Below are 25,404 nucleotides of genomic sequence, written 5' to 3'. Positions count from 1 at the left end.
GGTCTTTATTGGTTTCAGTGCTGCATCTGCAGGTTCGTCATCTCCGGGCCGGGCATCATGTTCGCGTTCATGTGGGACATGATCCAGATGGTCCCGATCATCACCAGGAAGACGATCAGTACTCCAAACGCGAGCGCCAGGACGTTGTTCGTGTTGTCCGGTCCGCTGGTGATGTGAAGGAAGAAAACCAGGTGAACGCCCATCTGCGCGATTGCCAGGACGACCAGCCCGGCGGCCACTCCGGGGCCCCACAAAACGCCGGTCGACGCGACCCAGAACGATACGCCGGTCAGGATGAGCGCCAGAGCCAGGCCGATCACATAGGCGATCGTCTCGCTGAGGATGTTGCTGTGCGGTGCTCCCGGAGCGACGTCGAGCAGGTTGTTTTCGTTCTCGCTCATGGCAGCGTCCCGATCAGATAGACGATGGTGAAGATGGCCACCCAGATGATGTCGAGGGCGTGCCAGAAAATGCTGAGGCAGAGCAGCCGCCGGACGATGTGCTCCTTGAACCCCTTGGCCCAGATTTGAGCCATCATCGTTCCGATCCACAGCAGGCCGGCAGTGACGTGCGCGCCGTGGCAGCCGACAAGCGTGAAGAATGAAGAGAGGAAAGCGCTGCGCTGTGGCGGAGCGCCTTCAGCGACCATGTGGGCGAACTCGTAGAGCTCGATGGACAGGAAGACAGCCCCGAGCAGGCCGGTCACGAGCAACCAGCCCTGGGTCCATGTCATGCTCTTGCGCTTGGCGGCGATCATTGCGAGGCCGCAGGTGAAGCTCGACAGCAGCAGCGCCACGGTCTCGACCGCCACCAGGTTTCGGTCGAACAGCTGTTTGGTGGTCGGCCCCCCGTCCGTCGCAGTTACAAGCGATGCATAGGTCGCGAACAAGGCCGAGAAGAGGACCATGTCCGACAGGACGAACAGCCAGAAGCCGTAAGGTACGACGATGCTCTTCGATTCCGGCCCTCGATGACCGAGGCCAGTATCTTCCGAGGCGCCGTGGGTAAGACCGACCGTTGGTGCTTCGCTCGCCGTCATGTGGATTGGCTCAACGTGTGGAGGTGCTCCATGCGGATGCGGCGGCGCTCGCGAGCGTTTGCCCTGACCTCCTCGACCGGGATGATGTGCTCATGCTCGTCTTGCCACGCGTACCAGACGAAGACCGCGAAAGAGCCGATGAGGCCGAGGATGGCCAACCACCAGATGTGCCAGATGATCGCAAAGCCGCAGACCGAGGCGAAGAAGGCGCAGATCACGCCGACCGGTGTGCCCAGCGGCATTTCGATCGGTTTGTAGTCCGGCTCCTTGATCAACGCGTCCTGCTTGATCGCCGTCTGCTTGCGCGTCCAATAGGCTTCTTCGCCGTGGACGTCGGGAAGAACCGCGAAATTATAGTGCGGCGGGGGCGATAGCGTCAGCCATTCGAGCGTGCGCCCGTCCCATGGATCGCCGGTAACATCCATCCGCTGGTCGCGCGTCTTGATCGAATAGAGCAGCTGGACGACCGTCAGCACGATCCCGACGCCGATGATCACCGCTCCGACCAGCGCCACGTTCAGCCATGGTGCCCAGGTAGGATCGGGGATGTGCTGCATGCGCCGCGTCGCACCCCAGAAGCCGAGCACGTAGAGCGGCATGAAGGCGAGATGGAAGCCGATGAACCAGCACCAGAAGATCGCTTTCCCGAGCCGTTCGTCGAGGGTGAAGCCGAACGCTTTCGGGAACCAGTAGGTGTAGCCCGCCATGATCGCGAACACGACGCCGCCGATGATTACCTGGTGGAAGTGCGCGACCAGGAACAAGCTGTTGTGCACGATGAAATCGACCGGCGGGATGGCCAGAAGGACGCCCGTAAGTCCTCCGATCACGAAGGTGAGCATGAAGCCGATCAAATAGTACATCGGCACGGTGAAGCGCACCCGGCCGCCGTACATCGTGAACAGCCAGTTATAGATCTTCACCCCAGTCGGGATGCCGATGATCATGCTGGCGATGCCGAAAACGGCGTTGATGTCCGCGCCCGCTCCCATGGTGAAGAAGTGGTGGAGCCAGACCATGAACGAGATAATGCAGATCGCGAGCGTTGCGAAGACCATCGAGCGGTAACCGAACAAAGGCTTGCCTGAGAAAGTCGCGGCGACTTCGGAATAGATGCCGAACGCCGGCAGGATGAGGATGTAGACCTCCGGATGCCCCCAAACCCAGATGAGGTTCATGTAGAGCATCGAGTTGCCGCCGCCGTCATTCGTGAAGAAGTGGAAGTCGAGGTAGCGGTCGAGCATCAGCAGGGCCAAGCTGACCGTCAGCACCGGAAAAGCGGCAAGGATCAACAGGTTGGACGCAAGCGACGTCCAGCAGAAGACGGGCATGCGTAGGTAGCTCATGCCCGGAGCCCGAATCTTGAGGATGGTCGTGACGAAATTGACGGCCGTTAAGACTGTCCCAACACCGGATATCTGCAACGCGACAAGATAGTAATCGACCCCGACTCCGGGCGAAAATGCCTTTTCGCTGAGCGGCGGAAAGCCCAGCCAGCCGGTTCGCGAGAACTCACCGATGAATAGGCTTAGGTTGACGAGGAGCGCGCCCGAAGCAGTCAGCCAGAAGCTGACATTGTTCATCGTCGGAAAGGCGACGTCGCGCACGCCGAGCTGCAGCGGAACAACGAAGTTCATGAAGCCGATAACGAACGGCATCGCCACGAAGAAGATCATGATCGTTCCGTGTGCGGAGAAGATCTGGTTGTAATGCTCCGGCGGCAAATATCCTTGCGAGGCGCCGATCGCGAGCGACTGCTGGAGGCGCATCATGATTGCGTCGGCGAACCCGCGAACCAGCATCAGCAGCGCAAGCACGATGTACATGATGCCGATGCGCTTGTGGTCGGTGGACGTGATGTACTCGTCCCGCAGATACGGCCACCAGCCGTTGCGCCAGACCCAGAAAGCGGTTCCGAGCACCGCCAGGATGACGACCACGGACGTCAGAAGGGGGATCGGCTCATGGAAAGGGATCGCGTCCCAGCTGAGCTTACCTAGCATGCTGCCCGGCCCCTTGTTCGCTAGTCGGCGGATTGTGCGGCATTATCTGTGGCGGCGGAGCGCGATTGGCGACGATCGCATCGAACAGGCCCGGCGCGACCGCGCCATAGGTCATCGGTTTCACATAGCTGGTCGGCTTCGAAAGCTCGGCAAAAGCGCGTCCGTCGAGAGCCTGCCCGGTGCCGCGCGCGCCTTGGGCCCAAAGGGCAAACTGGTCCGGCGGGAGAACCTGCGCCTTGAAGCCCATTCCGGGGAAGCCGTCGCCGCTGAAATGCGCGGAGAGCCCGTCATAGGCCCCCGGCCGGTCCGCCTGTAGGTTCAGGCGGGTCGTCATCCGCGGCATTGTGTAGATCATCGTTCCGAATTGCGGGACGAAGAAGACGTTCCAGACCGTTGCGGAGGTCAGCCGGTAGCTGACGGGTGTTCCCGCCGGGACGACCAATTGGTTGACGGTCGCGATGCCCTGGTCCGGGTAAATGAACAGCCACTTCCAATCGAGCGACACCACTTCAACCTTCAGCGGCGGGGTCGTCGACGCAAGCGGCTTGCTCGGTTCGAGCTCGTGGCTTCCGATCCAGGCGATGCCGCCAAGCAGCATGATAGTCATGGCGGGGATCGACCACACGACCAGCTCGATCGCGCCGGAATATTCCCAGTCGGGACGGTAGGTGGCCTTCGTATTCCCACGCCGGAACCACCAGGCGAAGGCGACCGTGGCAATCATCGTCGGGATGATGATCGCCAGCATGATCGCGGTCGAATTGATGAGGATCGTCTTCTCGGCCTGACCGACCGGACCGACCGGGTCGAGGATGCCCCGGTTACAGGCGGCGAGCAGCACGATGAGCGCGAAACACGCGACGAATCGCAGGGCGTATCCTGCCCCTCGCGTCACCCTTCGCACCACCCGGCTGAGTTCACGAAGACCCCCTTCATCGGCCCCTACGAACCTGAACGGACGGCGTCCCCTTAGTCCCCAGAGTTACTGTCGGCAACTGATCTGCGTAAAGCGTTGCAGACGCTGATTGCTGAGCTAGGGTCGCAAGCACCCTATGACCCGCACAGCATTGATCATGGCCGCCTGCCTAGCGGCGCTCGCCTCCCCTGCACCGGCGCAAAACAGTCCACCCAACGGAACCATCACAAGCAACGACACGGCATCGGTAAGCGTCTCCGCGCTGACGGATTCGATTTTGCGAGTTCGGGTGGTGAAGACCGGTTCCGAGGCTCCCGAGGATGCGAGCTGGGCCGTTTCATCCGCGGTTCGCGGCAAAAGCGTGAAAGTCCGGCGCGTGCCCGGCGGCTTCCAAACCGGATCACTTTCTGTGCGGATCGATCCGGCGACCTTACGGCTCACCGTGGCCGACCTCGAGGGTCGTACCATCGTCGACGACGTGTCCGGATCCATGAGCTTCGAGGGCAGCCGCTTCACTTTGCGCAAGGCAATGCCGACCGGCGAGCAATATTACGGGCTCGGCGATAAGACCGGGCCGTTCAACCGCCGCGGCGCAAGCTACGTGAACTGGACTACGGATGCCTGGGGCTTCGATCGCGCCACCGACCCCATCTACAAATCAATTCCATTCTACATCGCGACCGGCGGTCCCGGCGGCGCCTACGGCCTGTTCCTGGACAATACGTGGCGAAGTGCGTTCGACTTCGGCCATCGCGACCAGAATGTGCTCGAGATTTCGGCTGATGGCGGCCCGATCGATTATTACGTCGTTGCGGGACCGACGGTCGCCGACGTTGTCCGCCGCTACACCGACCTGACCGGCAAGGCGCCGCTGCCGCCGCGCTGGGGTCTCGGTTACCAGCAGTCACGCTACAGCTACATGAACGCGACCGAAGTCCGCGAGATCGCGAACCGATTGCGCGCCGACCGAATTCCCACGGACGTCATCTGGCTCGACATCGACTTCCAGGACCGGAACCGGCCGTTCTCGACGAACACCAAGACTTTTCCGGACCTCAAGGAACTTGCCCGCGATGTCGGAAAGGATGGCTTCAAGCTGGTGGCAATCACCGATCTCCACATCGCGCACGCGCCGAACGAAGGATACGCGCCGTACGACAGCGGCATCGCCGGCGATCACTTCCTGAAGAACCCGGACGGCAGCCTGTACGTCGCGCCGGTCTGGCCAGGGCCATCGGTCTTCCCCGACTTCACTCGCAAGGCCAGCCGCGACTGGTGGGGTGGGCTGTACAAGCCATTCGTCGATGATGGCATCGCCGGCTTCTGGAACGACATGAACGAACCGGCGATCTTCGAAACACCGACCAAGACCATGCCGTTGGAGACAGTCCACCGCATCGATGACGACGGCTTCGCCCCGCGCACCGCGAACCATTCCGAAGTGCATAACGTTTACGGCATGGAGAACGGCCGGGCGACCTACGAAGGGCTTTTGAAGCTCCGGCCCAACGTTCGCCCCTTTGTTATGACACGAGCAATGTTTGCTGGCGGGCAAAAGTTTGCAGTCACATGGACCGGCGACAACAACTCAACTTGGGATCATTTGAAGCTGGCCGTCCAGCAGATGCTGAACCTCGGCCTTTCAGGCGTTGCCTGGTCGGGTGCGGACATTCCAGGTTTCATTGGCGGGGCGAGCCCGGAGCTGGCGACACGCTGGTATGAGATTGCGGCATTCACTCCGATCTATCGCGGTCACGCGGCCAATGACGCGCCTAGGGCCGAGCCGTGGATCGACGGTCCGGAGCACCTCGCAATCCGCCGCCGCTACATCGGGGAGCGGTACCGGCTGATGCCGTACCTCTACGCGGTCGCGGAGCAGAATGCGCGTACGGGCGACCCTTTCATGCGCCCGACCTTCTACGACTATCCCGAGCTGGCGAAGGCGCCGTGCGACCAATCGATGGCCTTCACGCTCGGACGTGACCTTCTGGTCGCTCCGTCCCCGAAGCCGGAATCGACCTATGCCTACAATGTCTGCATGCCCGGACCGGGCTGGTTCGATTATTGGAGCGGCCTGCCTGTATTAGGCGAGCGCAAGCCGGACGCGCCGTTTGAGGTGGTGAGGGAAACACCCACGCTCGACCGCCTGCCGGTGTTTGTCCGTGGCGGCGCGATCGTCCCGCGCCAGCCTTTGACGCAGACCACATCGGTGATGCCCAACGGGCCGCTCGAATTGCACGTCTATCCGGGACAGGATTGCAGCGGCCAGCTTTATTGGGATGACGGCGTCAGCATCCGCGGCGATAGCCTTCGCCAGACGGTCCGCTGCACGCTCGGCAAGGACGGAATCATGCTCCACTTCGACAAGCGCGAAGGGAGCTTCAGGCCGTGGTGGAAGCAGATCGCGGTCACCGTCCACGGGTGGACCGGACCGGCTAAGGTGCGCGGCGTCGCCGGCGTCGAAACGGACGCTGAGCGGCGCACGGTCCGCTTCGTCATCCCCGACCAAAAGCGCGCATCCGACTTCGTGCTGTCGCGCTTTTGATGGACGCGAACCGCCCCTCCAAAGCGCGATTATTGCTTTTCGCGTTCGGGGACTTCGCGTTCAACCTTTTCTGGCAGAGCGTGATGCTCTTCCTGCTCTTCTACTACACCGACGCCTTGGACATCCCGATCGGCGTCGCGGCCACGACCTACCTGGTCGCATCGGTGTGGGACGGAATCGCAAACTTTGCAGCAGGCGTTCTCGTCGACCGCCGCCATAGCTCGCTGAGATTTGGCGCGATCCTCGTTGCCGGCGCCGTGCCGTTCGGCCTTTGCTTCGGCCTCATCTACATGCCCCCGATCGGAAGCGGCGCCCTTCTCGTGGCAAGCGTCCTTGGAGCGCATTTGCTGTTCCGCACTGCCTACGCCGCCGTGAACGTCCCCTATCTCGCGATGACCGCACGGATCAGCGCCGACCCGGGCGACCGTGCCTTTGTTGCCGGTATGCGCATGCTGTTCGGGACAGCCGCCGCGGTGCTTGTCGCCCTATGCACGGTCCCGGTTGGCCGTTGGTTGACGGGCTCGACCGCATCCCAGGCCTACTTCGGCGCGGCGATCCTGTTCGCAACCGTTGGGGCCATCATCCTCATGATCGTCGGCCTCACTTATCGCGAGTGCACGCTCATCGAGCGGCCGATACCGCGAAGCGTCAAGGCAGCACTCGTCAGCCTCGCAGGCAATCGCGCCTACGTCACGCTCAGCGCCGCCATGATGGCGATGATCGTGGCGATAACGGTGCTCAACAAATCGGTTCTCTACTACTTCAAATATCTGCTCAACGACCCAGAGGCGGGGCAGCTTGCGCTGGCGTCGATGGGCATCGTCAGCGGTATCGCGATCCCGCTCTGGATGCTGCTCGGCCGAGTGATCGGGATGCGAGCCTTGTGGCTGATCGCGGCGGGCCTCGGGATGATCGGGCTGCTGCTGTTCGGCGCGGTCGACGTTCACCGGACCGGCCTGATGCAGATCTTCCTGATCGGCATGCAGGTTATGATTGTCGGCCTGAACTTCGTGTTCTGGGCAATGCTTCCGAACACCATCGAATATGGCGAGCAGGCGACCGGCTTCCACGTCGAAGGGACCGTATTCGGCGTCGCTGCCCTTCTGCAGCGCATTGCCATAGGCCTTGCGACCGCGATTCTCGGCTGGAGCTTCTGGTCGGTCGGCTTCGTGCCTAATGTCGAGCAGAGCAGCGCGACATTGAGCGGCATGCGCACCACGGTCGTGGTCGTGCCTTTGGTCTTCCTTGCGCTGTCCTGCGTCGCAATGCTGCTCAACCCGCTGGGCCGGGAAAGTGCACCCAAACTCGAAGCCGAGCCCGCCTAAGCGGTCAGGTCGAACGTGCCGTGCACGCCCTCCGCCTCGGCAGACGGAGCGATCCAGACATCGAACGTGCCGGGCTCGACGACCGGCTTGTTGGCGACGCCGTAGAATTGCAGGTCGGCCGGTCGCAGCGTGAAGCGCACGACCTCAGACTGGCCGGGCTCGAGCTTGATCTTCTTGAAGCCCTTCATCTCGCGGACCGGGCGCGTAATGCTCGCCACCCGATCATGGATGTAGAGCTGGACGACCTCCTCCGCCGCGCGCTGGCCACGGTTCGCGATCGTGGCAGTCACCTCGATCTCGCCGTTCATGCCGATGCTCGGCGAGCTGATCGTGAAACCGCTGTACTCGATCTTGCCGTAGGTCAGGCCGTGCCCGAACGGATAGAGCGAGGTGTTGGTGATGCCGCGAAAGCGCGCCTTGTAATCCTCCAGCTTCGGGTCCGGGTTTGGACGGCCCGTCGGCTTGTGCGCGTAATAATAAGGCTGCTGGCCGGCGAGGCGCGGGAAGCTCGACGGGAGGCGTCCCGACGGGCCGTATGCGCCGAACAAGACGTCGGCGATCGAGTTGCCGGTCTCGGTACCGAGGAACCAGGTGACGAGGATCGCCGGCGCATTCGCGACCGCACCTTCGAGTGCCAGAGCGCGGCCGTTCTTGAGAACGACGACGACGGGCTTGCCGACCTTGGCGACCGCCTCCGCCAACTCCTGCTGCGGCTTTGGAACGACGATGTCGGCGCGCGACTGGGCCTCGCCCGACATGCCCTGCGACTCACCAATGGCGAGCACGACGATGTCCGCCTGCTGCGCCGCCGCGACGGCCTGATCGATGCCCCCCGGAATGGGCTGATCGACCTTCGAGCCTTCGGCGATGATCAGCGAATTCTTGTCGGCGATCGCGCCGCGGACTCCGGTGGCGAGATCGACCGCCTTCTCGTCCGTTCCATAGACGACCCACGGGCCGACGAGGTCATGCTGTCCGCTCGCGAACGGGCCGATCAGCGCGATCTTCTTGCCAGAGCGCGGCAGCGGCAGGAGGTCGCCGTCATTTTTCAGCATGACGATCGACTTGCGGCCGGACTCGCGGGCGATGGCCCGGCTGCGCGGAAGCATGGAGCGCGACGCCTCACGCTTTTCGTCAATGCGGCGGAACGGATCTTCGAACAGTCCGAGCATCGCCTTCATCGCCAGCACTCGACGGACAGAGGTATCGAGCAATTGCTGCGGCACTTCGCCGCTTCTCACCAGGTCGGGCAGATGCTGGCGATAGAGGCCGCTCTGCATGCTCATGTCGACGCCTGCGAGGAAGGCGAGCTTCGCAGCGTCGCGCCCGTCCTTGGCATAGCCATGTTTGATCATCTCTTCGTCGCCCGTGTAGTCCGACACGACGAAGCCCTGGAAACCCCACTCGCCGCGCAGAACCTCGGTCATCAGCCAGTGGTTGCCGGTCGCGGGAATGCCCGAGAGCTCGTTGAACGACGCCATCGCCGACAAGGCGCCTGCGTCAAAGCCCGCCTTGTAGGGCTTGAGGTAGACCTCGCGCAGCGTACGCTCCGACAGGTCGACCGTATTGTAGTCCATGCCGGATTCCGCCGCGCCATAGGCAGCGAAGTGCTTCACGCAGGCGAGGAAGTGCTCGTTCGACTTGAAGTTCGCGCCCTGGAAGCCCTGCACGCGCGCAGCGGCGAAAAGGCTGCCAAGCAACGGGTCCTCGCCGCCGCCTTCGACGCCGCGGCCCCAGCGCTGATCGCGGGCCACGTCGACCATCGGTGAGAAGTTCCAGTCGATGCCCGCACCCGACGCTTCGAACGCTGCGACCTCTGCGGTACGGCGCGCGAGCTCGGGCTCGAAGCTCGCGACTTCGGCCAGCGGCACAGGGAAGATGGTGCGGTGGCCGTGAATGATGTCGGCGGCGAAGATCAACGGGATCTTCATCCGCGATTCCTTCATCGCTGCGTTCTGCATGATCCGCGCCATGCGCGCGCCATTACCGTTGAACACGCCGGTGAGCTGACCCTTGCGAGCCTCGTCCACCTGCTGCGGGAAATTGCTGTTGCTCGGAGGATTGAGCGCCGCCGCGATGCCGCCGCCCCAGGCAGACGCCATCAGGCTTAACTGGCCCGCTTTTTCCTCGAGCGTCATCCGCGCGATCAGGCTGTCCACGAACGCCGGAACTTCCAGCCGGCCCGCTGTCTGCAGAAGCGCCCTTGCCGGACTCGCCAACCAAGCGGCAACGGCGCCCGCGCCCATAAGCGTGGCCCTGCGCGAAATGCGCGTATCGAGCATTCTCTCTCCCCTTCTCTTGCGCTCTGCTTGGCGCTCCGAGCAATCGCCGGATCAGAGTCCTTGACCTGGTTTGTAACCGGTTACATGACCCAGCGAACAGGTAAATGCAATCGGTCAGCCGGTGACATTTGCCCCAACCGCCGCTCATAAGGAAGGCATGGCAGACGCGACGATCCGCGATGTGGCACGCCGCGCCCAGGTTTCGGTCGCGTCGGTCTCGCGCGTCCTCAACCGGCTGGAGAATGTCAGCGAGGAAACCCGCAACCGGGTTACCGACGCCGTGCGCGAGCTGGGTTACGTTCCGCATGCCGGCGCCCGCAGCCTGAGCCTTGCAAAGACGAATGCGATCGGCGTCGTTCTCCCGGATTTCCACGGCGAGTTCTTTTCGGAGATCGTGCGCGGAATGGACCGCGAGGCGAGCCGCCACGGCTACATGCTGCTGCTGTCCAACGTTCACGCCGGAAGCGAGCAATCGGCGAACGCGATGCGCGCGATGCGCGGCCGCGTCGACGGCCTGGTGATCCTCGCCCCTCACCTGACGGAGGAAGAACTCGCCGACGCGGTTCCTGCACGAACTCCGGCCGTGCTGATCAACACGCGCGGCGTTGCCGGCGGACACCCGGGAGTGCGGCTCGACAATGCCGCGGGTGTAGAGGCCGTTGCCGACCACCTCGTCTCGCTCGGGCGCAAGCGGATCATCCACATTGCCGGCGCCGCCGGAAATATTGATGCGATCGAGCGCGCCGATGCGTTCAAGGCTGCGCTGGAAAAGCGCGGCGTTGCGGTTGAGATCGTGCAAGGCGATTTTACCGAGGAATCCGGCGAAGCGGCGATCGACGCACTGCTGAAATCCGGCCGCAAATTCGACGCCGTGTTCGCCGGCAACGACATGATGGCGAGTGGTGCACTGCAAGCGCTCAACCGCGCCGGCGTTCGCGTGCCCGATGAGGTTGCGGTTGTCGGATTCGACGACATTCCGCTGGCCCGTCACATCGGTCTCACCACGGTGCAAGTTCACATCGCCGAACTCGGCGAGCGGGCACTGGACCGGCTTCTCGCGATTCTCGCGGGCGAGGAAGATTCCGGCGGGCAGGAACTCCACAAGCCTGAGCTCGTCATTCGTTCAACTACCGACCCGAAAGCCAGATCACGTTGATATCCCTCGACCGTCGCAAGCTTCTACAAGGTTCATCGCTGCTGATCGCTGGAACTGCGCTTCCGGCGTGCACGTCCATCACCTACTCTTCGCCCGAACGCACTCTTCCCGCTTTCTACGAGGACATCGAGCAGCGGACGTTCCGATTCTACTGGGATACGGTGAACCGGAAGAACGGGCTGGTCCCCGATCGCTGGCCAACACCCTCTTTCTCCAGCATCGCGGCGGTTGGATTTGCACTTCCGGCGTACGCGATCGGTATCGAGCGTGGATGGTGCACCCGTGCAGAAGCGCGCGACCTGACGCTGACGACGCTGCGCTTCTTCTGGAACGCGCCGCAGGGGCCGGAAAGCTCGGGCACTGCTGGCTACAAGGGCTTCTTCTACCACTTCCTCAACATGGAGACCGGCCTCCGGCATCGGGATGTCGAGCTGTCTAGCGTGGACACGACCATCCTCATGATGGGGGTCCTTTTTGCGAGCCAATATTATGACCGCGCCGATGCGGCCGAGCGCGAAATCCGCGACCTCGCGCAGAAGATCTACGCGCGAGCCGACTGGAATTTCTTCCGCAGCGACGGGCGTGCCGCGATCTCGATGGGCTGGCATCCGGGCGGGGGCCTAATTCCGGCCAACTGGACCGGGTTCAACGAAGGGATGTTCGTCAACATCCTGGCGCTCGGTTCTCCAACTCTTCCAGGCCCCGACAACCTCTGGGAGCAGTGGACCGCGCCATATCCGAACTTCTGGCGTGGAGAGGGGCCGACGCGGAGGGTCGCATTCGCGCCGCTGATGCCCGGTCAGTACAGCCAGATCTTCATCGACTTTCGCGGCATCCGGGACGCCGTGATGCGCGAGGCCGGATTCGACTATTTCGAAAACAGCCGCCGCGAGACCTACGCCAACCGGGCTTATTGCGTTGCCAATCCGATGGGATGGCAGGCTTATTCAGGGCGCTTGTGGGGACTGGCCGCGTGCGACGGACCGGGGAACTTCCGCCTTCCCTACGGTAGCGAGACGCGTCAGTTCTACGGCTATAGCGCCCGCGGACCGGTCGGCGAGCCGGATGGACGCGATGACGGGACTCTCACACCGTCGGCAGCGCTCGGGTCGCTGCCTTTCGCTCCGGAGATCGTCATCCCGGTGGCGGAGGAAATGAGGAAGTGGCCAGGGCTCTACGATCGCTACGGCTTCCGCGACGCATTCAACCCTAGCTTCAAATATGACGTGCATAAGCTCGAGACCGGCTCGGTCGATCCGCAGAGTGGCTGGGTCGCGACTGACTATATTGGCATCGACCAGGGACCGATCCTGCTACAGGCTGCCAATCACCGGAACGACTTCGTCTGGCGGTACACTCGGCGGGTGCCCGCGATCCGGCTGGGACTGAAGCGGGCGGGATTCACCGGCGGCTGGCTCGGCTGATCAACGCATCTTCACGATCCGGCTGAGCTTTGACACGCCGCTCTCGTTGAACGCTTCGATGGCGACCCAATAGGGCACGCCCTTATTCAGCGATCGCAGATCCTTCTGCAACGTCGCGGCATTGCCGAGTTCGTCCGCCCAAAGCTGGTAGGTCTGCGTCAGCCGATCCGCGCGAGTGCCGAACCGGATATTGTAGCCAACCACCCCCGGAACCTTCGCCCAGCGGATTGTCGCATCGCGCTGGTCTCGATGGCGCTGGCCGACGACCGCTTCCGGCGTCGACGGTGCGCGGCCATCGGCATTGCCGAACACGCGGATGTCGCTGACGGCGAGGTTCGCCGCGCCGACATGGCCGTTCACCCAGCGGATGAAGCGGGTGCGCACCGGCTGCGGCAGCTCGATATAGGCGTTGGGCCTGTCACGACGCGGGCCGTCGGGTTTCGCCACTGGTTGCCAATTCCTCCCGTCGACCGACTGCTGGAGTTCGAAATCCGTGTAGATGTCTGGAGCGTCGGCGAAGCGGCCCGACTTGTAGTCGGCATAGTTCACCTGCACCGCGCGCACGGTATTCACCGCCCCGAGGTCAACCGTCAGAACTCTCTCCGGGCTTGTTCTGCGATGCGACCCAAAAGGTTCGCGGGTTCTCGTCCGTCACGCGGTCCGCGGCAAACCCGCCCTTCGTCGAGGAGGCCGTGACCGGCTTGCGGTAGGACAGCAACATCCAGCCCGTGAACAGGCTGTTGGGGTCGCTGACCTTCCTCGTAGGTACGTATTGCGGGAAGTCCTGAAAGCGCGACGAGGCCCACATCTGGCCGTTGGCCTCGAACTTGGTCGGAAACATGTTGATCCGTCGCTCGAACGTCCAGTTGTAGCCGATCCACGGCGTGCCGGTGTTCCACCAGTTCCCGTAGTTATCCTGAAACGTCGATCCGTGGCCCGCGCCCTGCACGAAGCCGCCCGGCTTGTACGCGATCGGGTTGTACTCAGCGTAGGTGAACGGCCCGAGGGGCTTGTCCGACACGTAGGTGCCGTTGGCGTAGGCGTTGAACTCGGTGCCGGGCGCTCCGTACTGCAAATAATATTTGCCGCCGTGCTTGGTGACCCAGGCGCCTTCGACATAGGGCCTCGTCTTCTGTCCGTTGGCGAGCAACTCGTTGTGATCCTGCCCGAACCGCTCCCAGCCATGCTCTTCGGGATGGAGATTGAAGAGGGTGGTCGCCTTGCCCTTGTAGATGAGCTTCCCATCCTTGAACTCGATTTCGATGCCGTAGATCGGAAAGACGTTGCTGCTGTTCCAATAGAGGTACCAGCGGCCGTCATCGTCCTTCAACAGGCCCGGATCCCAAGGCCCCGGCGGAATCTCGCCCGGCTTCATCTTCTCGGGATATTTGTCGTCCACCGCGCCCGGCAAATCGGGCATGGATCGGACAAGAAAGTCCAGCTTTCCGGTTTCCGGGGCAGTCGTAACGAGGATCGATCCGGGCCGCGTAAAAGACATCGACGGCCAGATGATGAGCCGATCCCCATCCGAGGCCACCGAGGGCGCCACAATGCCGCCGAATGGCCAGCGTGAAGGCGTGATGAAGGTCCAGTCGATGAGGTTGGTCGAACGCCAGTAACCGTCGGCCAAAGTCTGGAAGAGGTAGTAGGCACCCTTATGGCGAACGATCGAGGGGTCGGCCCCGGTGCGGTAGCTGACGCCGTTGTTCGTCTGCTCCCAATTATAGCGGTAGTCGACGTCGACGGGGTTGATGTAGGTCCTCTTCTCCGCCGCGGCGGAAGTTCCAAGCACTGCAACGCAACAGCCAATCCACAACCCAAACCCACGCATTTCAGAAATTCCTCAATGTCCACGCACAAAGATGTTCGCCGTCAGCCGCCCCTCGCGAGGGTCTCCGCTGAAGCTCATGCCGGGGGGGATGATGCCCGAATGGAGCAGGCTGCCCTGGTAGATGACGAGCCGGTCCACGACGCCTTCAACCGCGCCGATCTGCTCATAAAACTGGTTCGACCCGTGAATGTATCCGGAGTCCTTCGGAAGCATTGCAGCTTCTTTCTCGGCGGTCGTGACGAAGCGCGCGATATTGGCTTCAGTGACACGCTCAATTCCGGTCGAGCGCTGGCGGTAGAATGCCGTGCCCGTGCCATCAGGAATTCGAAGATAATGGAGCAGCGCAAAATACTTCTGATCAGTTGAATCGAAGTGCGGCGCGCGTTGGGCTTCACGAAGCTCCGACGGTTTCGCGGTGACCATCGAAAAGCTCGCCTCGAGCAAATCGAATCCCTCAACGTCGAACGCCCCTGCAATGAACTGCGCGGAGCGTTGGCAGAGATCTTCGACATAGGCGTTCGCCGGCTCGTCAGCCCGATCGATCACTCGGCGCAGGCCGGGATAGTAGCTGTCGCGATTGATGGGCGGAAAGGGCGCGAACGCCTCCGCGGCGGCAAAAGCCTGATCGCAAGAGCCGCAGAAGTTGTCGATCACCACAACCGGGCTCTGCATCGAGCCCACGCGGCGCAGTTGGGGTTTCACCGAAACCTCTCCACCCCCGCGTTAAACGAAACCGGCGGGCCCGAAGGCCCACCGCCCCTCTTCCCTTAGAACTTGTAGCGAAGACCAGCCTGGAACGAGCGCTGATCGCCGGCAATCTGGCTGTTCTCGATCCGCGGTGCCGGATCGCCGCCACCTGCGCCCCACGTCGAGTAGCTGCGGTTAAGCCAGTTAAAGACGTTGAAGACCTGGAAGTCCGCCGTCAGCTCATGGCCGCCGCCCCACGGCATCTTGAACGTCTTGGCAACGCGAACGTCGAGCCGCTTGTAGCCGATATCCTTCTTCGGGAAGAACCGGCCACCCATGTTGGCGAAGCAGCAGGCACCTTCCGGCACCGTCCCAGTCAGGCCGTTCCACGGGGCGATGATATTGCCGAACGCCGGACCGGACTTCAGGTCGAGCTGACCCGAGAGGATAATGCCGAAGGGCGCACGATAGTTGACCGACGAGACCCACATCCACTTGTGGACGCCATTCACCTTGTTCCAGCCGTAAGTGTTGAGGGCCGGACCGTTGAAGAACTCGTCACTGTTGAGTTCCTGAGCAACGTTGGACCTTGCACTCTGGATGGTCAGTGCCGTGGTGAAACCCCAAACCGACTGATCGGTGAACGGCTTTTCGGCGGTGAAGTAGACCGCGTTGTAATTCGCCTTACCGTTGCTGAGGCCGCGGTTGAGTTTTCCGGCGAAGCCCGTGAGCTGTCCGTTCGTTGCCGGGCAGTTCGGGAATGGGCCATTTGGCGTATTGTCGATGATCCACTGATCGCCGCCGTTGGAGCACCCAATCACGGCACCGGTCCCGTCACGCTGCAGCGCTACCGTGAACCAGCCATTCGAATAGAAGTTCGCGCGGGCGAACATCTGAATATTGTGCGACCGGATATGCGAGAAGGCGAGCGAGGTCTGTATGCCACCGAAGCGCTTGCGGAGACCCAGCGTGAACTGGTCCGAAAAAGGCATCTTCGACTTGTTGTTCAGAACCCAAACCGAGCCACCGGACAGCCCGCGTGCGGCCGCCGACTGCACCGCGAACGCCCGCAAGTTGTCGGGGTCACGCAGGGCCTCCGTCCATTGCGCACAGTTTGCTGAGTTCTCGCCTGTTCCAGTTCCGAGGGCCGCGCCGCCTCCAGGGCAGAAGAACAGCGGAACTTCCTGGAACTGATTCGTCAGTGCTTCGATCGCGCCCTGGATGAAGAGCTGGCGATCGTAATAACGGCCAGCGCCTCCGAAGAAGACGAGGTCGCGATCGCCGTGAAGATCGTAGGAAACCCCGAGTCTCGGCTGGAAAGCACCGTAGAACGGTTTGCGATTGCTGCCGTCCGAGATGAAGTCTTCAGGATCGATTCCGCGCGCCGCCCAACCTGGATAGTTGCGCAGCGCATTCGCGACTGCTGTCGGGGTGACATACTTGTTGTTGTTCGCGTTGGACTCATAGTCCCAGCGGAGACCGGCGTTGATGGTCCAATGGTTGTCAGGCTTCCACTCGTCCTGGACGTACAGACCGACCTGCGTGTCCTTCGCGTCAAGCGTCGCGTCTGGCTGAGTGTTGATCTTTGCCTGGATCGGCTGTGCGGTATTGAAATCGAAGCTCGCCGTGCACGGCGTGCCAACCGGATTCCCAGTGCACGGATTTGCAAAATAGTAGCGCCCAAGGAAGCCGTTGATGACCGTTCGGCTGAGATCCAGTTTGACCACCTGACCACCGAACTTCAGCGTGTGCTTATCCATGCGCAGCGTGCTGTCGTTCTTGATCGTCCAGGTCTTCTGATTGTCGCCCTGCTCGAAGAAGTGGCCGCCGCCCACGATTCCCTCTGAGAACGCGACATTGTCAGTGGGGCCGGGGTTCAGAAGAACGAGCTCGGGCCCTGGCTCGACGCTGGGCGTATCCTGCGTAGCCTTGTCGTAAGAGATATTGAGCTGGTTCAGGAACTCGCCGGCATTGTGGCGCCACTGCAGCTGATAGCGGTCCTGGTCAGTCCTGATTCGACGGCCGTGACTCTCGAGTGCGTTGCCCGCGATGTCGGCCAGATTATCCTCGCGCCGCAGATAGCCGATGAGGTTGACCGTGTCCTCATCGGTTATGTAGCCGGTGAGCTTTCCGAAGTAGAGCCGCTGCTTGAAATCCTCGCCCTTCGAGATGTTGGTCAGCGAAGTGAGGCTCTGTGGGAATTGATCCACGGGCACCGTGCCGGTCGTGGTCGGACGCAGCTGGGTCGTACCTTCTGCGGCAACATAGAAGTGCAGCTTGCCGGGAATGATCGGCCCGCCAAGCTCGCCGCCGTACTGCTTGCGGTTGTAGTCGGCTTTGTCGACGTTGTTCTTCTTGTCGAAGTACGGCTGCTCGATGAAGCTCTTCGGCTGGAACTCGATGAAGGCCGAGCCGTGGAATTCGTTGCCACCGGTCTTGGTAATGGCGCTGATGACCGCCGAACCTGCCTGGCCGGTCTCGGCACCGAAGTTCTGGGTTTCGACGACATATTCCTGAACCGCAACCTGCGGGAACGGGTTACCGAGGCCGAAGTTCTGCCCGAAAATGCCGCCGTGGTTGATCGGGTTCTTGAAGCTCATGCCGTCGAGGAAGACGTTCGTGAACTGCGAGGCGAGACCGCCGGCCTGAACCTGGGCATTGTCGCCAGGAGTCACCTGAACGCCCGGTGCAAGGGCAGCGAAGCTCAGGAAGTTGCGCTTGTTCTGCGGGAGATTCTCGATCTGCGCCGGGGTGATATTGGTCGAAACCGTCTGGGTGCGCACCTCGCGGAGCCGGCGACCGGTGACGACGACTGCGCCGCCTTCCGGAGCCTTCGGCAGGAAGTCGACAACCGCAGTCTGACCAACGAGCAAAGTCGTCTGCTGTGCTTCGCGTCCCTCGACCGTCACCGTGTAGGTCGACGGGTTCAATCCAAGGATCGTGTAATTGCCAGTTGCGTCGACCGTGCCGATCGCCTTGCGACCGGTATTCGTGTCAGTGGCAACAACCTGCGTTCCCGCCGCTGCGCCTTCGACTCGGCCTTGCAGAGTCGCAGTTTCCGTCTGCGCGTATGCGGGGGTAGCGACCAAAAGGGACGCAGCGATTGCAAATGCGGAAATTCCGTTTGCAAGCTGACGCTTGCTGTAGATCGTGCTCACTAGCCCCTCTCCCCAGGTGCGTGTGTAACCGGTTACAAAACAGCGGCAGAAACCTTGCTGTTGGATGAATGAAAGCCGCTCGCGCGAGCTAAGTCAATCGGGCCTGAGCCTCCAGCGCCACACTTGGTCCGCGTTGTGCTTTTCAAGACACGCGGCTAGCGGTCTGCCTATCGATGCGCTTCCGCCAGATTGTGCATGATGTTGGGCGTCGGAGCGATGGCCTGAGCGCTGCTCGTCGGAAGTCGTGAGACGAATTCGCCATGGTCCGGCATCTGATCGGCGACGTCCGCGATGACCTCGGCAATGTCGCCCAGGAAGCCGACAATCTCCTCAGTCGGAACGAATTGCGACACCGGATCGGCCTTCGCCTCGAAGCCCTGACCCAAGAGGACTTGCACCCAGCTTTCCTCTGCGAAAAGCTCCGCGGCGCCGCGCTTGAAGAAGCGGCCGGACGATCTGAACAGTTCGTATCGTTCGTTGAGGCTGTCCGGCACGTCCATAGTGCGGACATAGTCCCAGAACTCTTCTCCCGTTCGCCGGGTGACATTGTAGTGGGCGATGATGAAGTCGCGGACGTCCTCGAACTCGAACCGCGCCTGCCGATTATATTCATTGATGTCGGCGTGCGAGAATCCGGTTCCAGGGAACAGCGCCAGCAACTTGTGAATGCCCGTCTGGATCAGGTGGATGCTCGTCGATTCCAGCGGCTCGAGAAAGCCTGACGAGAGCCCGATCGAGACGACATTCTTTTCCCACGCTTTCGAACGCAGGCCCGGAGCGAAGCGAACAGGGTGCGGATCAGCCTGAGGGGCGCCGTCCAGAGTCGACAGCAAAGTCGCGGCAGCGTCGTCGTCGCTGATCAGGTTCGACGAATAGACGTAGCCGTTGCCGATCCGATGCTGCAGCGGAATGCGCCATTGCCAGCCCGCTGATCGGGTCGTGCAGCGGACGTAAGGCGTGACCGGCGACACGCTTTCGCAGGGAACCGCCAGCGCTCGATCGCAAAGCAGCCACTTGTTCCAATGCTCATAACCGACGCCGAGCGCATCGCCGATCAGGATCGCACGCATGCCCGAGCAATCGACGAACAAGTCCGCCTCGATCGTTCGACCGTCGGTGAGCTTCACCGCGGTGACGAAGCCGCTTTCGGTGTCCTGGATGACCTCGACGATCCGGCCCTCGACCCGTGTGACTCCGCGAGCCTCGCTTTCGCTGCGCAAGAACCGGGCGAACAGCGATGCATCGAAATGATAGGCATATTCGAGGTCGGCTGCGGGCGAGTTGGGGTTGCGCTTGTCGGGAAACGAGAAGCGGTTCCTGAGCGATGCAGCGCCAGCGATCGAATAATTGTCGAAACTCGTCACCGAGCCGGGCGCACGTTCACGCGCGGCCAGCCAGAGTTGATGCGGGTGAAGCCACAGCATATCGCGTCCGATCTTGCCGAAGCCGTGGATGTAGCTCTCGCCCTCCGCGCCCCAGCCGACGAACTGAATGCCTAACTTGAAGGTCGCCTTGGTCTCACTGATCATCTTCAGCGGGTCGATTCCCGCGAGCGCCAGATAGTTGCGGATGTGCGGAATGGTCGCTTCGCCGACGCCGACCGTTCCAATCTCTTCCGACTCGACGAGCGTGACGTCCACCTGGCTAAGCCATTGGGAAATGACCGCGGCGGTCATCCAGCCGGCCGTGCCGCCGCCGACAATGCAAACCTTCCGTACCGGTTGATCGCCGCCTGCCATGGTCCTCGCCCCTCGATTCTCAGCGTGGGTTAATCGGCGTTTCGATAGGCGGCAATGTCACCTAGAAGAGACTCACCATGAGGATTGCTTTCGTCAGCCTCGCCGCCGCCCTCGCCGGCTGCACTGCGCCGCCGCCTTCCGCGAGCAATGCTCCGATTGCTGAAATCGCCGGAAGGATCGCCGGCCCGGCCCAGCGCTGCGTCACTCTCACCCAGAGTGAAGGACTGCATGCCGCCAATCGCAGCACGCTTGCGGTTCGTACGGGTAAGACGGTCTGGATCAACCAGTTGCAGGAAGGCTGCAGCGGCTTCGGCCAGTGGGATGTGCTCGTGACCGAGCCGATCGGCACCCAATATTGCCGCGGCGACCTCGTCCGGTCGTTCGACTCAGTCAGCAAGATCCCCGGCCCGAGCTGCCGCCTCGGCGATTTCATCCCCTACACGCGAGGTTGATTGCGACCGGCTCTGCAGGCCTCTAGGGAGCCCGCGTGAAACCTATCCTTCTTGCTGCCCTGCTGCTCGCGTCATGCAGCAAAGGCGGCCCGCCCGATGTCCGGATTTCCGATGCCTGGGCCCGGGAGACCATCTCCGGCCAGACCTCAACTGCCGCCTACATGATCCTAAAGAACGAGGGCGCCGGCGACGACCGGCTGGTGAGCGTCTCGGCCCAGCCCCCCGCTATGGCAATGCTCCATTCGTCGGAAAGCTCGGACGCCGTTGCGCGAATGCGGCCGTTGGATTCGGGGCTGGCCGTCCCGGCGGGGGCCGCGATCGAGCTGAAGCCCGGCGGAACCCATGTCATGGTAACCGGCCTTCGCGCGCCCCTGAACGTCGGGGACACGCTCAAGCTGACCATGCGCTTTGAAAAGAGCGCCGAGCAACCGGTGGATGTTCGAGTGACACCAGCATTTGGGCCGGGGCCCCGCCGATGAGCCGGCTCAGAATTATCCTATGGGCGCTGGTCGCCGTCGCGCTGGCTGCGTTCGCATTTCTGTCGTTCCGGCCAGCGCGCACTCCCGAGCCTCAATCGCACCCGATGGTGATGAGCAGCATCGGCGGGCCATTCACGCTCGTCGGATCTGACGGAAGACCCTTCTCGAGCGCGAAGCTTACCGGGAAGCCCTACGCGATCTTCTTCGGTTTCACGCACTGCCCGGACGTCTGCCCGACGACCTTGGCCAGAATGGTCAAGCTGCGTCAGGAAATCGGCGCTGGCGACCGGCCTTTCGAAATCGTCTTCGTCTCTGTCGATCCGGAACGCGACGGCCCGGCCGAGGTCGGGAAATATGCCGAATTGTTCAACAGCCCGATCACCGGCCTGACCGGCTCACCTGCGCAGATCGAGCAGGTGAAGAAGCAGTTCGGGATCTTCTCGAAGAAGGTGCCGGACGGAAGCGGCGACTATTCTGTCGACCACACGGCAACTGTCCTGCTGTTCGACCGCAACGGGAGGTTTACCGCGACCATCGCGCCGGAAGAGCAGGACGCAGCCGCCTTGGCCAAGCTAAAGCGGATTACCGCTTAAGCACCCGCTCAAGCAGCCGATCGATAGCGGCCACCGCCTCAGGCTCATCGAGGTCCGGAGCGTGGCCGACGCCCTTCACAGTGACGACTTCCACGTCCAGGATTTCCTTGGCCATGCGATCCGCAGCGGGACCAGGCAGCAGATCGCTATGCTCTCCGCGCAAGACCAGGACGGGCCGATCGCCAAGCGCCCTGTAATAGGGCCATGCGTCCTTGATCTCACCCGTGTTCCCAGCCTCGAACGGTTCGGCGATTCTCATGTCGTAGTCGAACTCGACGCCACCCTCCGTTTGCCGGCACGCACGCTTTGCAAAGCGCACCCAGGCCGCATGATCATATGCCGGATAAACGTCACCCGCGCGTTGCTGCAGCCGGTCGGCCGCGTCATCCCAATCGCGAAAGAGAACCTGCTTCCCCACGTAGGACTTGATCCGATCGATGCCGCTGAAGTCGAGCTCAGGCCCGACGTCGTTCAGCAGCGCGCCCGCGATCCGCTGCGGCGCAACGGTCGCGATGATCATCGTCACCAGACCTCCAAGCGAGGTGCCCATGAAGACCGCTTGTTCGATTCCGAGCTCATCGAGAAGCTGGAGCACATCCGCGGCATAGATCGGCGGGTGGTAATGCGAGCTGTCCGAGTCCCACTCGCTCATGCCGCGACCGCGGAAATCGACCGCCAGAACGCGCCAGTCCCCCGCGTAGCGCTCGGCCACATTCTCGAAGTCGCGGGCATTGCGGGTCAAACCATGGAGCATGAGCAGCGGCGGACGATCCGCCGGCCCATCGTAATCGCGGTAGTGCAGCTTCAATCCATCGCAGCTGGTCCAGTATCGATCGGCCCAAGCCTGCGTTTGCGGTTTCGCAATATCCATTCAGCCCGTATCGCCAGCTTGTGCCGACTGCGCAATCCTACCGTCCGGAACCCGGGATACTCGGGCTTGGCGACGCCTATTATGATGCGGTTGAGCCGGCACGCTTTCCCAGGTGCATCCCGCGTTTCCTCAATCGCCGATGGGCGGATCGACTCGGGCTGGAGCTGACCGACGAGCAATGGGCGGCGCATTTCTGGCGGTTCGAGCCGTTGCCGGAGAACCTGAACCAGCCGCTCGCGCTTCGTTACCACGGCCACCAGTTCCGCGTTTACAATCCGGAGATCGGCGACGGCCGAGGGTTCACCTTTGCGCAGCTGCGGGACGATCGCAGCCGGCTGCTCGATCTCGGCACCAAGGGATCGGGCCAGACGCCCTACAGCCGGACCGCCGACGGGCGGCTTACGCTCAAGGGCGGTGTCCGCGAGGTTCTGGCGACCGAGATGCTGGAAGCGCTCGGCGTGAACACCTCGAAGACCTTCGCCTTGTTCGAAACGGGCGAGGAGTTGGTTCGTGGCGACGAGCCCTCGCCTACCCGCTCGTCGGTCCTGACCAGGCTCAGCCACGGCCATATCCGCATCGGCACGTTCCAGCGGCTGGCCTTCTTCGGCGAGGTCGAGAACATCAACGCCTTGGTCCTTTACTGTCTCGAGCAACTCTATGCCGAACAACCGGTCGAGAACTCCGGAGAGAATGCGCTCCGGCTGTTCGACTTGGTGGCGAGCGCGACGGCCAAACTCGCGGCGAGCTACATGGCCGCCGGCTTCGTCCACGGCGTGCTCAACAGCGACAATATCAACGTCTCCGGCGAGAGCTTCGATTACGGGCCATGGCGTTTCACACCGGAGTGGGACCCCGACTTCACTGCCGCCTATTTTGACCATTACGGACTCTATTCCTTCGGTCGCCAGCCCGAAGCGATCCATTGGAACCTGGCGCAACTCGCAGGGTGCATGTCGCTAGTCACCGAAGCGCCGCCTTTATCGGACATGCTCTCCAGCTGGTCCGGCCGCTTCGAGGACGAACTGGTTGCGGCCCTCCTGCTGCGCCTTGGCCTGGACAGCATTGATCGCCAGGCCGATCGAGACCTCGCGGCAGTATTGCTGAAAGCGTTTCAATCCCGGGAAGAGAAAATCGACCGTGTCTTCTTCGATTGGCGCGGCGGCCGGGATCCCGGCGGAGAGCGATACGGGTCGGAAGCGTTCCGAGCGCTCGCGAAGGCACTCGAAGGACGACAGCGGCCAGTCACCCATCCCTATTGGTCCGACGCTGAACCCTGCTCGATGCACATCGACGAGGTCGAATCCATTTGGTCCGCGATCGCGGAGAATGACGACTGGAAGCCGTTCGAAACCAAGGTCGAAGCCATCCGTCGGATGGGCGACGCCATGGCCGAGTCGGGGCCACCCGCTTGACCGTTGAACCGCAACATGGTGAGGCGCGGTTAATGGTCGAAAAACTGGTGTCGACGGAACCGTCGACCGGCGCAGAACTGTGGTCGGGCGAGGTTGGCGACGCTGCCGCCGAAGTCGCTGCCGCGCGCGCCGCATGGCCCGAATGGGCGGCCCATTCCGTCGCTTATCGCATCGAGACCCTGCGCCGCTTCGCCAATGTCATGCGTACGCAGACCAGCAATTTCGCGGGGCTGATCTCGCGTGAGACCGGCAAGCCGCTGTGGGAGACCAAGACCGAAGTCGGGGCGGTCATCAACAAGGTCGAGATCTCGATCGCCGCCTATGCCGACCGGACTCCGCAAAAGAAGCTGGAGGCGGCGCTCGGCAGCAAGGTCGCGATCCGCCACAAGCCGCACGGCGTTCTGGCGGTGCTTGGCCCCTTCAACTTCCCGGCTCATCTTCCGAACGGCCACATCGTCCCGGCCTTGATCGCCGGCAATGCGGTCGTCTTCAAACCTTCGGAAAAGACGCCCGCGAGCGGTGCCTTCCTGGTCGATTGCTATCGCGAAGCGGGCGTGCCCGAAGGCGCGATCCGGCTGCTGATCGGCGGACCCGAGGAAGGCAAGGCGCTAGCCTCGCAGCCCGGGATCGACGGCCTGCTGTTCACAGGCTCGGGCCGTGCCGGCAGCGCGCTGCACAAGCAGTTCGCCGACACGCCGAGCAAGATCCTCGCGCTCGAGCTTGGCGGTAACAATCCGATCGTCGCGTGGAACGTGAAGGACCTGGACGCCGCGGCATCGGTCATCGTCCAGTCCGCATTCCTTTCCGCCGGCCAGCGCTGCACGGCGGCCCGCCGGCTCATCGTCGAGGACGGCAAGGAAGAGAAGCTGATCGAGAAGATCACGAAGCTGATGGACCGAATGATCGTTGGCGACCCCTTCAGCGAGCCGCAGCCGTTCATGGGCCCCGTCATCGACAATTCTGCCGCGGATGGCCTGCAAGAGCAGTGGGTCGCTCTGATGATGAAGGGCGGACGCCCGATCCGCCGCCTCGAGCGGCCGATCGAAGACCGCCCCTTCCTGACTCCTGCGCTGATCGACGTCACCGAAGCCCGGGACCGCCCGGACGAAGAGATGTTCGGCCCGGTCCTTCAGCTCATCCGCGTGAAGAACTTCGACGAGGCGATCGAAGAGGCGAACAACACGCGTTTCGGCCTCGCCGCCAGCCTCCTCGGCGGAAGCCCTCAGCAGTACGACAAGTTCTGGGCGAACGTGCGCGCGGGCGTGATCAACTGGAACAAGCCCACCAACGGCGCGCCATCGACCGCGCCCTTTGGAGGCGTCGGAATGTCGGGCAACCACCGGCCGAGCGCCTTCTACGCGGCGGATTATTGCGCCTACCCCGTGACGAGCAGCGAGAGCGAGACGCTCCGCGCCGCGATCGGCGAAGGACTTCGCGACCCGAATCTCCAGGAAGACTGAACTCTTTTCACAGCCGTAGCGTTCTAGCCGAC

At 62.5% G+C, this 25,404-nt stretch carries 20 protein-coding genes; 9 read left to right on the top strand and 11 right to left on the bottom strand.

The window, feature by feature from the left end; all coding sequences use genetic code 11:
- Positions 1 to 14: 14 nt before the first annotated feature.
- From cyoD to cyoA, 4 genes are read right to left on the bottom strand one after another with little or no spacing between them, the layout of a single operon-like run.
- Positions 15 to 401 (bottom strand): cytochrome o ubiquinol oxidase subunit IV, encoded by a 387-nt coding sequence (cyoD, locus tag ACMC5O_RS01975; RefSeq protein WP_187707929.1) that lies wholly within the window; start codon positions 399 to 401, stop codon positions 15 to 17.
- Positions 398 to 1,039, bottom strand: a complete 642-nt coding sequence (gene cyoC / locus ACMC5O_RS01970; protein WP_426693169.1) for a cytochrome o ubiquinol oxidase subunit III — start codon at positions 1,037 to 1,039, stop codon at positions 398 to 400. Before cyoC ends, cyoD begins: the two co-directional genes overlap by 4 nt.
- On the bottom strand, positions 1,036 to 3,042 hold the full coding sequence (gene cyoB, locus ACMC5O_RS01965) for a cytochrome o ubiquinol oxidase subunit I (RefSeq protein WP_426693168.1): 2,007 nt from the start codon (positions 3,040 to 3,042) through the stop codon (positions 1,036 to 1,038). The genes cyoC and cyoB overlap by 4 nt, the downstream gene beginning before the upstream one ends.
- Complete coding sequence (gene cyoA / locus ACMC5O_RS01960; protein WP_426693167.1) at positions 3,032 to 3,937, bottom strand: ubiquinol oxidase subunit II; 906 nt, start codon at positions 3,935 to 3,937, stop codon at positions 3,032 to 3,034. The genes cyoB and cyoA overlap by 11 nt, the downstream gene beginning before the upstream one ends.
- 157 nt (positions 3,938 to 4,094) lie before the next feature.
- Between cyoA and ACMC5O_RS01955 the strand changes: the two genes are divergently transcribed.
- Both ACMC5O_RS01955 and ACMC5O_RS01950 read left to right on the top strand, forming a co-directional pair.
- Positions 4,095 to 6,503 carry a TIM-barrel domain-containing protein gene (locus ACMC5O_RS01955; protein WP_426693166.1) on the top strand — a complete coding sequence of 803 codons (2,409 nt, stop codon included), beginning with the start codon at positions 4,095 to 4,097 and terminating at the stop codon, positions 6,501 to 6,503.
- 32 nt (positions 6,504 to 6,535) lie between these two features.
- The gene (locus ACMC5O_RS01950; RefSeq protein WP_426693165.1) at positions 6,536 to 7,828 is read left to right on the top strand and encodes an MFS transporter; all 1,293 of its coding nucleotides are present in this window, start codon (positions 6,536 to 6,538) and stop codon (positions 7,826 to 7,828) included.
- Here ACMC5O_RS01950 and ACMC5O_RS01945 read toward each other — a convergent pair.
- Positions 7,825 to 10,110: a glycoside hydrolase family 3 N-terminal domain-containing protein gene (locus ACMC5O_RS01945; protein ID WP_426693164.1), complete on the bottom strand. Its 2,286-nt coding sequence runs from the start codon at positions 10,108 to 10,110 to the stop codon at positions 7,825 to 7,827. The two genes, ACMC5O_RS01950 and ACMC5O_RS01945, sit on opposite strands and share 4 nt — an antisense overlap.
- A gap of 157 nt (positions 10,111 to 10,267) precedes the next feature.
- Between ACMC5O_RS01945 and ACMC5O_RS01940 the strand changes: the two genes are divergently transcribed.
- Together ACMC5O_RS01940 and ACMC5O_RS01935 are read left to right on the top strand one after the other, a co-directional pair.
- Positions 10,268 to 11,266, top strand: a complete 999-nt coding sequence (locus ACMC5O_RS01940; protein WP_187707930.1) for a LacI family DNA-binding transcriptional regulator — start codon at positions 10,268 to 10,270, stop codon at positions 11,264 to 11,266.
- A complete protein-coding gene (locus ACMC5O_RS01935; protein ID WP_426693163.1) occupies positions 11,263 to 12,690 on the top strand; it encodes a glucoamylase family protein in 1,428 nt (475 codons plus the stop codon). The genes ACMC5O_RS01940 and ACMC5O_RS01935 overlap by 4 nt, the downstream gene beginning before the upstream one ends.
- On the opposite strand, the gene ACMC5O_RS01930 is transcribed toward ACMC5O_RS01935, so the two are convergent.
- The 5 genes from ACMC5O_RS01930 to ACMC5O_RS01910 form a co-directional block, all read right to left on the bottom strand.
- Positions 12,691 to 13,263, bottom strand: a complete 573-nt coding sequence (locus tag ACMC5O_RS01930; protein ID WP_426693162.1) for a hypothetical protein — start codon at positions 13,261 to 13,263, stop codon at positions 12,691 to 12,693.
- A 10-nt stretch (positions 13,264 to 13,273) separates the two neighbouring features.
- Positions 13,274 to 14,482 carry a family 43 glycosylhydrolase gene (locus tag ACMC5O_RS01925; protein ID WP_426693161.1) on the bottom strand — a complete coding sequence of 403 codons (1,209 nt, stop codon included), beginning with the start codon at positions 14,480 to 14,482 and terminating at the stop codon, positions 13,274 to 13,276.
- 51 nt (positions 14,483 to 14,533) lie between these two features.
- Positions 14,534 to 15,223: a DUF6445 family protein gene (locus tag ACMC5O_RS01920; protein WP_426693160.1), complete on the bottom strand. Its 690-nt coding sequence runs from the start codon at positions 15,221 to 15,223 to the stop codon at positions 14,534 to 14,536.
- 65 nt (positions 15,224 to 15,288) lie between these two features.
- Positions 15,289 to 18,366, bottom strand: coding sequence for a TonB-dependent receptor (locus ACMC5O_RS01915; protein WP_187707931.1), 3,078 nt, complete (start codon positions 18,364 to 18,366; stop codon positions 15,289 to 15,291).
- Between the two features lie 167 nt (positions 18,367 to 18,533).
- The gene (locus tag ACMC5O_RS01910; protein ID WP_187707932.1) at positions 18,534 to 20,105 is read right to left on the bottom strand and encodes a tryptophan halogenase family protein; all 1,572 of its coding nucleotides are present in this window, start codon (positions 20,103 to 20,105) and stop codon (positions 18,534 to 18,536) included.
- Between the two features lie 77 nt (positions 20,106 to 20,182).
- Between ACMC5O_RS01910 and ACMC5O_RS01905 the strand changes: the two genes are divergently transcribed.
- From ACMC5O_RS01905 to ACMC5O_RS01895, 3 genes are read left to right on the top strand one after another with little or no spacing between them, the layout of a single operon-like run.
- Positions 20,183 to 20,557, top strand: a complete 375-nt coding sequence (locus ACMC5O_RS01905) for a hypothetical protein (protein ID WP_187707933.1) — start codon at positions 20,183 to 20,185, stop codon at positions 20,555 to 20,557.
- A 35-nt stretch (positions 20,558 to 20,592) separates the two neighbouring features.
- On the top strand, positions 20,593 to 21,036 hold the full coding sequence (locus ACMC5O_RS01900) for a copper chaperone PCu(A)C (protein WP_426693159.1): 444 nt from the start codon (positions 20,593 to 20,595) through the stop codon (positions 21,034 to 21,036).
- The gene (locus tag ACMC5O_RS01895) at positions 21,033 to 21,629 is read left to right on the top strand and encodes an SCO family protein (protein WP_187707935.1); all 597 of its coding nucleotides are present in this window, start codon (positions 21,033 to 21,035) and stop codon (positions 21,627 to 21,629) included. The genes ACMC5O_RS01900 and ACMC5O_RS01895 overlap by 4 nt, the downstream gene beginning before the upstream one ends.
- Here the strand turns inward: ACMC5O_RS01895 and ACMC5O_RS01890 are convergent.
- Positions 21,619 to 22,500 carry an alpha/beta fold hydrolase gene (locus ACMC5O_RS01890; RefSeq protein ID WP_426693158.1) on the bottom strand — a complete coding sequence of 294 codons (882 nt, stop codon included), beginning with the start codon at positions 22,498 to 22,500 and terminating at the stop codon, positions 21,619 to 21,621. The two genes, ACMC5O_RS01895 and ACMC5O_RS01890, sit on opposite strands and share 11 nt — an antisense overlap.
- Positions 22,501 to 22,520: 20 nt before the next feature.
- On the opposite strand from ACMC5O_RS01890, the gene ACMC5O_RS01885 reads away from it, so the two are divergent.
- The gene (locus tag ACMC5O_RS01885) at positions 22,521 to 23,912 is read left to right on the top strand and encodes a protein adenylyltransferase SelO family protein (RefSeq protein WP_426693157.1); all 1,392 of its coding nucleotides are present in this window, start codon (positions 22,521 to 22,523) and stop codon (positions 23,910 to 23,912) included.
- Positions 23,913 to 23,944: 32 nt separating this feature from the next.
- A complete protein-coding gene (gene astD, locus ACMC5O_RS01880) occupies positions 23,945 to 25,372 on the top strand; it encodes a succinylglutamate-semialdehyde dehydrogenase (RefSeq protein WP_426693156.1) in 1,428 nt (475 codons plus the stop codon).
- Positions 25,373 to 25,404 lie beyond the last annotated feature (32 nt).

It is taken from the genome of Sphingomonas sediminicola, from assembly GCF_049991885.1.
Classification (GTDB): Bacteria; Pseudomonadota; Alphaproteobacteria; order Sphingomonadales; family Sphingomonadaceae; genus Sphingomicrobium; species Sphingomicrobium sediminicola.
The sequence above is the reverse complement of the archived record's forward strand: the minus strand, read 5'-3'. Positions and strand labels throughout refer to the sequence as shown.